This window comes from Fervidicella metallireducens AeB (assembly GCF_000601455.1).
GTDB classification, from domain to species: domain Bacteria; phylum Bacillota; class Clostridia; order Clostridiales; family Caloramatoraceae; genus Fervidicella; species Fervidicella metallireducens.
In genome coordinates, this window is record NZ_AZQP01000024.1 from 1 (window position 1) to 11,561 (window position 11,561).

Consider the following 11,561-nt stretch of genomic DNA (forward strand, 5'->3'; position numbering starts at 1 on the left):
GTCTGATTTTTTGTTTACTAATGTCTTAAGAAGATTGTTCTTATAGTAAGTAAATTCCTCCCTTGAGCCATCCTGATATTGAACTGCTTTCTTGTTTCCATTATCAAAATACTCATAGGTTGTCGTTCTTCCCTCTGCTGTAGCTTGTCACGCAAAACGCAAAATTTTGACACGCAAAATACAAAAAGAAAGGGCATTTAGAGAAAATTTAATCTCCAAATGCCCTTTCTTTTTAAAATCTTTATTCTTTTTAATATATGTTAAAAGCCTATTTAATGCTTATTAAAAACAGCTTTAATTTTCTTTTTTATTTTTTCTTTTTGGTTTTTTAACTAAATTCTTACCTGTTTTAGGTATCTTATTTGGTATGTATTCCATCAATTCTGTTAAATCGCAGCCTAAAACCTCACAAATTAAATCAAGATGCTCTAAATTAACTCTTTCAGCCATCTCATGATATATATCATTAATTGTTGTTGGTCTAATACCAGTCTTTCTCGCTAGGTCTGCCTGAGTCATTCTTCTTTCTCCTAATAGCCTGGACAAATATATCTTAATCATAAAAACACCCCACTTTTTGGGATATTCTAACATTATAGATATGTATTTTTCTTTGATTTGTTGATTTTATCACGTATTACGTTATTTTAATTTTAAAAAAATATATTTAGAAGTTTTTTATTATTAATTCTTTATAGTTTTTATCTTTATCAGCATATCTTTCTACCAAGGAATTTCTTCTATCTATCTCTGTTATATTAAATTCCTTGTACAGTTCTCTTATATATTCATCATCATTATATGATAGTATAAACCTGCCTTTAATGGCTTTTAAACACTCTTTTAAACGCTCATGGTCTTTTTCATTAAAACCTGTATTATAATATTTTTCAGTACCATGATAAGGTGGGTCAAGATAGAATAAAGCCTTTGGTCTATCATATACTTTTATTAAATTCTCAAAATCTTTGTTCTCTATTACCACATTATTTAAACGCTCTTTAATATCTTTTAAATACTCAATAGAATTCGTTAAATTCTTTTTAATGCATCCAAATGTCCTTTTATCAGCTCCATAAGAAGTCTTAATAAGCATAAAATATCGTGCTGCTCTTTGTATATCAGTAAGTCCTCTAGTGCCTAACTGCTGCTTATAATCCTCAAAGAACTCTCTTGCATTAAGTGTATTATCAAGCTCTTTCTGAACCTCTCCAGCATGGTATTTTACGCACCTAAATAGATTTACAAGCTCTCCCTCTGCATCATTATAAACTTCAAGGTCAGCGTGTTTATCCTTAGCAAATAACACCCATCCAGCTCCTCCAAACACCTCAATATACCTATCAAAGTCCTCTGGAAACATACTAACTATTGTCTTTCTTAATAATCTTTTACCGCCTATCCATGGAATAAAACTATTCATTTATAAATCCTCCTCATAAAATATATTTAAAGGGTAGTCCACATTTGAACCACCCTTATGTTTTATTAAATACTATTATTTAGCTTACCATCATCAATATAATCTTTGGCGAGCTTGTACAGTTTACGTACCAGTGGTCTTAAAGCCTCTTTAGTGACAAATGGTATTTTAAGCTTCTTTAATACAATATAGAGCTGATCCACTGTCCAATCCTCCTGCTCTTGTCCTGAATTAAGGACACCATCTTTTGCTTTGCTCTTTGCCAATAACATTAGGGAATAAGCCTTAGCATTAACCCACTGCTTCCCATGTGTTACAAGGAAAATAACAAAGGAGATAATATAAATAATTATATATCTCCACTCCCACAGAAAATTTATTAAGTTTTCCATCACTTTTACCTCCATTAAAATTTCATTAAATTACATTAAAATCAGGTCTTTTATATAAACCCAACTCATGATTTCCTTTAATAAAGCCTTATTATCACTGAGCTGCATTACTGTATAGGTATTATTCTTAACCCATCCTGGTATTGCTTGTCCAGTAGCGTAGTTGCTTCCTGTTACCTTCACCTTAGAACCTACTTCTATGGTTACTTTAGGTGCAGCTGAAGCAGATACCAAAGCAAGATCATTGATATATACCCAGCTAACTATTTCCTTTAATAATGCCTTATTTCCACTTACCTGTTGTACTGTATAGGTCTCATTTTTTACCCATCCTGGTACGTCCTGACCTGTAGCATATTTATTGCCTACAACCCTTACCTTTGCTCCCTCTCCTATGATATTATTGGATATTTGTTCAGGATAAACCTGTTGTCCATTCTTATCAAAAACTTTATACCCTGCATTATCATCAGCACATTTTTTAGCATTATTTAAATCACTAAATGCACCCTTCTGCGAGCCTGCATCACTCCATGATAACCTTACTCTGTAAAGATTACCTGCTGAAGTATTTACTGGATTGCTTGCACCATTAAGCTTGTTTAATTCCTCCTGAACCATAGTTTTAAACTTATCCATATCAGTTCTGTGAGGGCAATTTTTAGCACTAAAATCTCTGTGTGCCTTAACTCTTTCTACTCCCCAACCATATCCTTTTAATATTGCTGCTACCTCTCTTGCAGCTCTTTGCTCTGCTTGGACAAATCTTTCTCCTACAGATTTACTGTAGCAGATTTCAACAGCAATATATCTCCTATTGCCTGTACCTCTTCCCCCATCTCCAGCGTGCCATGCATTTCTATTGAAAGGAATAGCCTGAATAGCTTCCTTATCATCTACAGCAATATGAAAGGATACCTGGTTATCATTTGACTTCATATAGGCAATTTCATTCTTTGCTGAAGCATCATTTGCTGTATTATGAATACACACTCCTTCTGGTTCCATTTGATATGGGCATTTAATCCCATACCTTTCTGTTGATAATAATGATTGTACTAGAGACATATAATCTCCTCCTTTTAATAATTTTTTGTAATAAAATAAGACCTGCCTATGGCAAGTCTTGATTTTCTAAATTAGTATCATATTCTCTTTTTAATACAAGCCCCTCAAAAAGCTTGTTTTTCAAGCTATAACTATTACAATATTTCATCATGCCCATATAACTATTAACTGTTGCTTGGACATCACTTAATTCAACTTTCCCCTTAAAATATTGTTTTTTAAGGCTATTTAACCGCCTTCTCATTTTCAAAGCTGTACTCTTTCTTAACTTAATATGAGTTGCCCATAGCTTATATCCTACAAACTCAATACCAAGAGTTATAGGTCTAATAGCTGTTTTATTATTAAGGTTAAGTTTTAATTTTTCATTCAAGAAAGTATCTATTAAAGTCTTATATTCATGCAAAAGCTTTTTATCATCAGCCAATAAAATCATATCATCCATATATCTTATATAATGATGAACCTTTAATTCTCTTTTTATATACTGGTCTAGTTCATTTAGGTATATATTAGCAAACATCTGGCTTGTAAGATTTCCAATAGGCATACCACATTGAGCTACTCTTTTATCTTGCTCAGCAGGGTCTATTGTTCCAAGTTCCAAACCAAAGGAAGTTTCACTAAATATAATGTTCTCAAGTAATCTCATTAGCTGCTTATCTTTAATTTTCTTTTGAAGCATTTTAACTAGAACTTCATGATCAATTCTATAAAAATATTTAGATATATCAAGCTTTAAATAGTACCATTTGCCTGGCTTTCTATTGACTTTCTTAAGCCAATAATGAAGCCTCTGCACCGCCTGATGAGTGCCTCTTCCTTCAATACAAGCATAACTATCAGTTATATATCCCTTTGAAAACATAGGATTTATAACCTGGTATATAGCCCACTGAATTACTCTATCCTTAAATGGTAGTGCCATTATAAGCCTCTTCTTAGGCTCATAAATATAAAATTCTCTATATTGCCCTACTTTATAAGTATGGCTTACTAAGTCCTTTTGAATATCAAATAAATACTCTTCAAGGTTATTTGTAAAACCTAAAACTTCATCTCTAAATCTTTTATTTTTTCTTGCATTTAAATAAGCTTTGTATAGATTTTCAAAGGAACATATTTCATTATAAACATTTTTAATTTTCATTATTTCCTCCATAATGAAAAAGTTGTGCGTTGCGGATTTTATCTATAAAAAGATTACTTTCAGCATTCACAACAAATATATTTTTTGCCTTATGGCATGGAAATAAGCCCCTTTATCCTCTCTGTACTGGATACATACCCTTGAGTATATACCATCTGACCACGAGAGTAGAGCGGAGCGGAACCCCACATTAATGTCGCTGATACCACGAACATTGTTCAAATTGAGGGCGAAAACACCAGCACCAGAACCATGCCAATAGGCACCACCACGAAACGGCAGACGCTCGTGGCTTATTCCCAATATAAAATTATCATCCATATTAAGGTTATGTGTTGCAGATTTCACTAATAAATATTACTTTCAGCATCCATAACAAATATATTTTTTGCCTTATGGCATGGAAACAAGCCCCTTTATCCTCTCTGTACTGGATACATACCCTTGAGTATATACCATCTGACCACGAGAGTAGAGCGGAGCGGAACCCCACATTAATGTCGCTGATACCACGAACATTGTTCAAATTGAGGGCGAAAACACCAGCACCAGAACCATGCCAATAGGCACCACCACGAAACGGCAGACGCTTATGGCTTATTCCCAATATAAAATTATTACTCACATTAAGTTATGCGTTGCAGATTTTACCTTTGAAAGATTACTCTCGGCATTCATAACAAGTATATTTTTTGCATTATAGCATGGAAGTAAGCCCCTTTATCCTCTCTGTACTGGATATACACCCTTGAGTATATATCATCTGACCACGAGAGTAGAGCGGAGCGGAACCCCACATTACTGTTGCTGTTAGTACGATACTCATTCAAATTGAGGGCGAAAACACCAGCACCAGTAGTATTACCATAATTACCACCACGCAACGGCAGACGCTCATGCTTACTCCCAATATAAATTTATTTCTTTTTTGTTTCCTGAGTAGCATTAACTGCTTTAATCCATCCACCAAGCATTTTACCAATTTCAACTACCATTCCAGACCATACTTCATACTTCTTAAATGGTAAAAATCCAAGTTCCTGAGATATCCTTAAATAAGCTCTAAGCTTCATTAACTCAACATCTAATTCTTGAAGAGTAGTCTTTTTATAATACTTTTTGTTAGCTTCAATAACTCTTTCAAGTATTAAATGCATACAATGTTTCATGTCCACTGCAAGAGCAAATTTTTCTGACTTTGGGAACTGTGCAAGAGCTTGATATCCGTATTTGATCATGTCATATACTTTCTGTAAAATTTTTAAATCTTCTATAACCATCACTCCCATTTATAGCCTAAAAAATTATAGCATTTTACGTGATGATATTTGTTATTTTGTTATAAAATCACCTATTTAGTTCTTCCATGATTTAATCCTAACTCATACATACGTTTCTCTCTATAATCTACTACTGTACCGCAATTTGAGCATTGCCATTTTTCAGAAATTGTTTTTCCTTGCTTCAATGATATATCAAAATTATGAAGTTCACATTTGTCTCCAATTTCTCTATTTTGGACAATTGCTTCATATAATTCTAGTCCATTTAATTTTAAGTTTCCTCTTAAAACTTCTGCATATTTATTTATATTCACAATATCAACTCCCTGTAAAAGTTCAAGTTAGAGCCGATTATCATCGGCTTGAACAGAACACAGTGCACCAGATTACAGATTGACAAAAGCGGAGCGGAACCCCACATTGTCACTACTAGAACCACGAGTATTAGACAAAAAGAGGGCGAAAACACCAGCACCAGTAGTAGAACCATAAGCACCACCACGAAACGGCAGACGCTCACCTATATTTCTCATATAAAGTCCATCTCCTCCACATGATGCATCTATCGGATATATACCTAAAGATTTTAGTATCATAGGAACTGTTAATCCTGCTTTTGTGGTTAATGTTTCAAAGGTTTTATATCCATAAGGAGTTTCATCAGCTTGTGCATTTACAATAGTATCGCTTAGTTGAAAACTTCCAGTTCCACCTGTTAGAGTAGCAGTCGTATAATCAAATTTTAAAGTTCCAGCAGTACCAGGAGCCACTAAAGTTCCATCAGGCATAATAGCATTCCAAAGAGTACTTGTGTCAGATTGGCTAATATCCTTTGAAGCATTGTTATCAGCAATTATTTGAATTTCTCCATTCTTTAATCTTAAACCGCCTGTCCATTCCCACACATTACCGTTTAAATCAAATATCCCTGCATTAGTTCCATCATGTGCCCAACTTACTGCACCGCTGCCAGTAGCAACCCTCAATGTTTTCCCACTACCATCCTTATAAGTAGGCACACCTTTTTCTAAAGGTGCTGAAGCATCTTGTCCATAGTTGTTATTTCCTCTTGGCATAGTATTGTTTTTCTTACACCATAAAGCCAAGGCTGCCCATTCAGCATTGGTCATTAAGTGCCATCCCTTGCCCTTATTTTTGCAATATTGCACAGCTTGGTCAAAGTTTACATAGGTTCTAGGGTCTTTCATTGGCAAACTATAAGCTCTATCAAATTCTACTATGTTTTGATACTTGGATATATAAATAACATCCTTCTCTTGTCCATCAACTATGAAGGCAGGATGAGTTGTTTGTGGTGCTCCATCTATAACATCACTAAGCTTAAACTTAGGTATTGGAACTACTATGCTTGGATACCCTAAATCGTCAAATATTACTGTATTCTTCCCACCACTTGCAGCTTCTACTGCTAACTTAAATTCATCATAATTTTTCATTGATTATCCCTCCATGCTCCATAATGTTAATGTGACCTTGTTCATATCAAAGGGCACTGGTACTTTTTCTATCTTAGGATTTCCCTCTTCATCTGTACCATTTTCCTGATAGGTGTATTGCCTAGCTGGAATATCTATTTGTGCTACATATCTTTCACTTAATCCCATAGTAAGCATTCCAAACTGATTTAAGCAAATATCTATATGCATATCAAAGTCCCTCTCATATTTACTTAAATCAAGAGTCATTTCATCATTTAAAGTCAGCTTTGTTAACCTTGTGGAATAATCTATTTTTTGCCCTTCATTCTTTTCAAGAACTATCATTGATACATACCTCCTTGAACCATATATTTAATAGTTACTTCTTTTGCATTACCTGTAAATCGCAGTTTAAATCCATTAAGCTGCTTATCATATACTTCAACATCATCTACAGAGCCATTAGCACTAACAACTTCAGTATCCACCCTATAATTTAAGGTATCTCTTGATTTTGCAAGGGATATAGTCACTGCAGAGTCATTAAACGGATATTCCTTGCTATTAGTTATTAATTTTTGTCCAGTTTCACCTTGTAAATCTGCCATAACCCTTCTATGCTGCAACACCTCTTGGAGCAGCATAGAATTTAGTATATTATTTTCAAATATGCCGTCTTCCATATTGTTAAAATTGGTTGCAGACATTGGTGTACCTTGCTGAATGACTTGTCCCTCAACTGGAGTATGAGTAACTGTCCCATCAGCATTTTGCACTTCTCTGTAGGTATCAGGTTTTTCTACAACATGATCCAGCCATACTGTCTTTTTATACAATTTCCATCACCCCTATCTTTCTTCAAATTCAAATGTAAATCTATACAAAATACCTTCCTGTACAGCCTTCTTAGAAATATTCTCAGTCTTTGTTAACCAGAGCTTACTATCTATGTCATAAAGCTGTATTTCACTTATGGTAATATCACCAGGTATCTTGTCATCAATTAATACATAAACCGCTAGTCTACCATCAGAAAGCACTTCTTTTTTATGAATATCTACTTGATAATAGGTGCTGCCAACTTTAAATTTTGCAAAAGCAATATTATTTTGTGTGTATTTCTTAAAACCATCTATTGCATTTGATGTAAGCACTTTAACTCCCTCCTATCCCCTTGTATTACTTGTTCCACATTTTCTATATACAATTTTAAAGCTTTCAGCCTCAATCTCAGGAGCATAATCACCTTGAATTAAAGCTCCTTCTGTATTTTCATAAGGTTCAGTTCCAACATTGTCATATTTAAATGTGTACCCATAACCATTCGGCTCTAAATTAATATTTAACGGTTCTAAAACTCCTCCTACATTGGTATAAGGCTTAGTACCTGTCATTTCATACTTAAAAGAAAAAGCCTTCTCTTCAGTATTAAGATCAAGCTCTAAATCTTTATTTAAACCTATATAAGCAATATCAGGAAGTGTTCCAACCTTATCATTACCTGTTAATTTATATGGATATTTATATTTTTCTGTAGCAACTTTTACTGCTGCTTTAACCTGTGTTTCTACAATGACATCAAATAGCATATTTGCAGGCTTTAGTTTGTGAACCTGAGTAAATATTAAAGGGAAGTTAATGAAAACATCAGAGTTTATAATTATAATTTCAAACCTGAATTCATCATGCTTTACATTTATATCACATTTACACAAGGTTATATTTTCTATTATGGTTTGAAGCCTTTTGCCAGTAATAGGTGCTCTCATATTGAAATATGCAATTACCTGCTGCCTTCTTAGTTCCAAGCTTGCACTAGTACTTTGAATATTAAATAGTTTCTCCCATCTCATTATGGTACTTAAATCAGCCTCTTCTATGAAGCGATTTCTATATATTTGAACAACTCCATCCTGTACAAGGCTTATCTGTCCACCTGTAGTTTCACCTAGTGCAATATACTCTTTAAAATCCCTTAAATGCGGTGGTAAATAATCAAGATAATCAAACATTATGATACCTCCACTATTTCAACATTCCCAAGGGCAGGTACCTGATAGTTATCCCATTCATTCTTTAGAGTTATATTGCCTGATACTCCATTCAATAGAGTCTGAGTAACATCTGCAATTCCTTCTACATCAAGCATAATAGACTCTATCCTTGAAACCCTTACAACATTCTCCTTGAAAGATATAGATGACAAATAATTCTCCACAGCTTGTCTTATATTATTTCTTACCCCTTCTAAGGTGTAGCCTTGCTTAAGTGCTATATTGGTTGAAATATTTATAGTAAACTCTGTTACTGTTGAAATAGTAACGTCATGACCTATAGGAGCTAGTCCAACACCTTGACTTTTACCCTTTGGTTGAATTATCTCTTGAACATTGTTTACTAAAGTTTGACTGGCTGGTTTAAACTGTGGATCAACTATTACACACTGAACTTTTCCGCCTTGACCGTTAGGTGTAGGGAAAACTTTTACTCCTCCTATACCTGGTATCTTAAGGATTTCTATCTCATATTGAGCGATATTCCCTCCAAAAGGCTGACTATTTACTGTCTTATAAAATCTTACTCTAAGATCTTCATCACTTTCTTCGTCCTCACCTGCAATAAGCACATCCATCAGTGTAGCCGTTCCTAGTCCGCTTATATTATTTATAGGAAGTATAGCACCAAAATAAGTATTGCCAACCTTACCAGCCTCTTCACATTCTAATTCATATATGCCTGGTTCAATATATTTAACAACCTTATAAGTCAGATTTTCAGCTCCAAAGCGACTATCCAAAGGTATGTCCATATTATTCCCTTGGCTATCTGTAAACTTACCTTTTCTTACAGCCTTTGTTGCTGGGTATCTATTAACACCACTAGTTGCACATACACGAGTTAAATCATCACCTCTTGATGTATCTGGCATTGTGGTGTCCATGATATTATCTGCATAAAAATATAACTCTGCTATTTGGGCTGCTATAGGTGCAAGAGCACAGTATATAATCCCTCCTTCTCTTTTATCAAACTCATCAGGAACCATATCAAGCATTTCTTGCAGAATTTCATCAAAGTCCTTCATACTGTACCCACCCCCATAGTTAATTGCTCGCTTCCAAATATGGTATCTATAACAAAACTTATTACCCCATTCTCAAAGGCAAAATCTCTAACCTCTGTAATCCTGGTATCTACGCTTAAAGCTTCTTTGATCATTCTCTTGGCTTCAGAGAAGACATAAGCCTCATCCTTGCCTATAAGGGTATGAAGCTCGCTTCCGTATTGCCACGAAAAGATTATATGCTCATATCTCTGTGTTTGAATTGCACAATATGCAGCTTGCACCACTGCATTTTTGCCATCTATATGAGATATAATTCTTTTACTCTTATGATCTAAAAACCAAGTCTTAGAAGGAGGCTCCTGATATTCAAAATCTACAATATCATTTTGTGGTATCATAACCCATCTACCTCCCTTACTGATTTGTAAGGCTGTATCCTATCTAAAACAATATATTTAGTTCCATCAACAGTACGAGGTCTGCAAAGAAGCAAAACTCCATCTCCGACCTGCAGTGCTTCTCTTAATACAACGCCATCGTTAAGTGCCCCTTCAGAGTAGTTATGCTTATGCCTTAAATTTATGACTAAACCAATGCAGTTGTCTGTTATATAAAGATTTTCTTCAGGTATTTCAAGACGTGCTCCAGCTTTTATTTTAAGTGGAGAAATAGAGGATACAACACCTGTCATAAAGCCGCCACGTCCTGTATTATTCAAGAAGTTAGTTATTATTTTTTTAACCTGTTCTACTGTTGTAAACACTTATTAAATCCCCCTTTAAACCACTTTAAATTCAGCTTTAACGGTATGTCCTGCATTTTCAAAAATATGTTTTGCTGATATGCAAAGTAAAAACTTTTTTATACCTGTATCAGGAATATCAACATAAATTACATTGCCTGACCTTATGCTCTTCTCTCCAATAACATCAACGGATAGCTTTTGTTCAACCCTATTCTTTAGCTTCAGCATTCCATCCGCCTTTTGCTTTATCCGCTCAGGGTTCATATCGTCATCTACTTTTTCATAAAACTGTAATAAGCCCCACTTTTGAATAGTGGAGCTGTCCTTAGTGATATATACTTCTCTTTGACCAGTGGTTTTATTATCTCTTACAAGCTTTATTTGATTAAAGGTATCATTATCAATAGACCTTTCATAATTATATCCATAGAGTAAACTCTCTGTATCAATACAAAGGTCTGTAATTGTTGTAGCAATATTCTTTAACTCTATAAACCCATTATTATCTTTTATAAAAAATAACTGTTTGGTGTTAGTAAGAGTAAGATTTAAACAATCAGCAATAATATCTAGCAAATCTTTATTATCAAACACCTGACTTCCAAGTCTATAACTAGTATCTTGAATTTCTCCAACAGTTCTTTTGTAATCACTGCATATCCTTCGTACAACTTCACTGGCAGTCATATTGCTAAACACATAAGTTTCATTAGTCTTCAAATATCTCAGCTGATCATAGGCTGTTATTTTAACCTCAGCCTCATGAGTTTTTCCAACCTTGAAAACAAATCCTGAGAAGTAGGTTATGCCATCATATTTGATTCTAACGGCATCCCCTTCCATAGGGATAATATCAGTCTTTACGACAGCAAAGTTTACAACTCCAGATTTATTTATATTGTCATCAAATGAAACTGCAGTTACAACCTCTGTTATGTCATAAGCCTTATCATTTGCCTTTTGAAGCAAAACTTCTAAACTCAAACTATCGCCC

At 34.3% G+C, this 11,561-nt stretch carries 16 protein-coding genes; all 16 read right to left on the minus strand.

Going from position 1 to position 11,561, the window contains the following annotated elements:
• Window positions 1-294 precede the first annotated feature (294 nt).
• The gene (locus tag Q428_RS08230; protein WP_035379940.1) at window positions 295-561 is read right to left on the minus strand and encodes a helix-turn-helix domain-containing protein; all 267 of its coding nucleotides are present in this window, start codon (window positions 559-561) and stop codon (window positions 295-297) included.
• A 106-nt stretch (window positions 562-667) separates the two neighbouring features.
• The gene (locus Q428_RS08235) at window positions 668-1,423 is read right to left on the minus strand and encodes a DNA adenine methylase (RefSeq protein ID WP_035379942.1); all 756 of its coding nucleotides are present in this window, start codon (window positions 1,421-1,423) and stop codon (window positions 668-670) included.
• A 65-nt stretch (window positions 1,424-1,488) separates the two neighbouring features.
• The gene (locus Q428_RS08240; protein WP_035379944.1) at window positions 1,489-1,815 is read right to left on the minus strand and encodes a hypothetical protein; all 327 of its coding nucleotides are present in this window, start codon (window positions 1,813-1,815) and stop codon (window positions 1,489-1,491) included.
• Window positions 1,816-1,845: 30 nt separating this feature from the next.
• Complete coding sequence (locus tag Q428_RS14515; RefSeq protein WP_084478230.1) at window positions 1,846-2,883, minus strand: peptidoglycan recognition protein family protein; 1,038 nt, start codon at window positions 2,881-2,883, stop codon at window positions 1,846-1,848.
• A 46-nt stretch (window positions 2,884-2,929) separates the two neighbouring features.
• A complete protein-coding gene (locus tag Q428_RS08250; protein ID WP_242847804.1) occupies window positions 2,930-4,033 on the minus strand; it encodes a reverse transcriptase/maturase family protein in 1,104 nt (367 codons plus the stop codon).
• Window positions 4,034-4,950: 917 nt separating this feature from the next.
• Window positions 4,951-5,322, minus strand: a complete 372-nt coding sequence (gene avd / locus Q428_RS08255; protein ID WP_242847805.1) for a diversity-generating retroelement protein Avd — start codon at window positions 5,320-5,322, stop codon at window positions 4,951-4,953.
• A gap of 62 nt (window positions 5,323-5,384) precedes the next feature.
• Window positions 5,385-5,630 (minus strand): hypothetical protein, encoded by a 246-nt coding sequence (locus tag Q428_RS08260; RefSeq protein WP_035379946.1) that lies wholly within the window; start codon window positions 5,628-5,630, stop codon window positions 5,385-5,387.
• A gap of 72 nt (window positions 5,631-5,702) precedes the next feature.
• Window positions 5,703-6,773: an SUMF1/EgtB/PvdO family nonheme iron enzyme gene (locus Q428_RS08265; protein WP_035379948.1), complete on the minus strand. Its 1,071-nt coding sequence runs from the start codon at window positions 6,771-6,773 to the stop codon at window positions 5,703-5,705.
• 3 nt (window positions 6,774-6,776) lie between these two features.
• Window positions 6,777-7,100: a hypothetical protein gene (locus tag Q428_RS08270; RefSeq protein ID WP_035379950.1), complete on the minus strand. Its 324-nt coding sequence runs from the start codon at window positions 7,098-7,100 to the stop codon at window positions 6,777-6,779.
• A complete protein-coding gene (locus Q428_RS08275) occupies window positions 7,097-7,591 on the minus strand; it encodes a hypothetical protein (RefSeq protein ID WP_035379953.1) in 495 nt (164 codons plus the stop codon). Before Q428_RS08275 ends, Q428_RS08270 begins: the two co-directional genes overlap by 4 nt.
• 12 nt (window positions 7,592-7,603) lie before the next feature.
• Window positions 7,604-7,909 carry a hypothetical protein gene (locus Q428_RS08280; RefSeq protein WP_051515059.1) on the minus strand — a complete coding sequence of 102 codons (306 nt, stop codon included), beginning with the start codon at window positions 7,907-7,909 and terminating at the stop codon, window positions 7,604-7,606.
• Between the two features lie 12 nt (window positions 7,910-7,921).
• Window positions 7,922-8,767, minus strand: coding sequence for a putative phage tail protein (locus tag Q428_RS08285; protein ID WP_035379955.1), 846 nt, complete (start codon window positions 8,765-8,767; stop codon window positions 7,922-7,924).
• Window positions 8,767-9,840, minus strand: a complete 1,074-nt coding sequence (locus Q428_RS08290; protein WP_035379957.1) for a baseplate J/gp47 family protein — start codon at window positions 9,838-9,840, stop codon at window positions 8,767-8,769. Before Q428_RS08290 ends, Q428_RS08285 begins: the two co-directional genes overlap by 1 nt.
• On the minus strand, window positions 9,837-10,220 hold the full coding sequence (locus Q428_RS08295) for a DUF2634 domain-containing protein (protein WP_035379959.1): 384 nt from the start codon (window positions 10,218-10,220) through the stop codon (window positions 9,837-9,839). The genes Q428_RS08290 and Q428_RS08295 overlap by 4 nt, the downstream gene beginning before the upstream one ends.
• Window positions 10,217-10,585, minus strand: coding sequence for a DUF2577 domain-containing protein (locus Q428_RS08300; RefSeq protein ID WP_035379961.1), 369 nt, complete (start codon window positions 10,583-10,585; stop codon window positions 10,217-10,219). The genes Q428_RS08295 and Q428_RS08300 overlap by 4 nt, the downstream gene beginning before the upstream one ends.
• Before the next feature lie 15 nt (window positions 10,586-10,600).
• The gene (locus Q428_RS08305) at window positions 10,601-11,551 is read right to left on the minus strand and encodes an XkdQ/YqbQ family protein (RefSeq protein ID WP_035379963.1); all 951 of its coding nucleotides are present in this window, start codon (window positions 11,549-11,551) and stop codon (window positions 10,601-10,603) included.
• Window positions 11,552-11,561 lie beyond the last annotated feature (10 nt).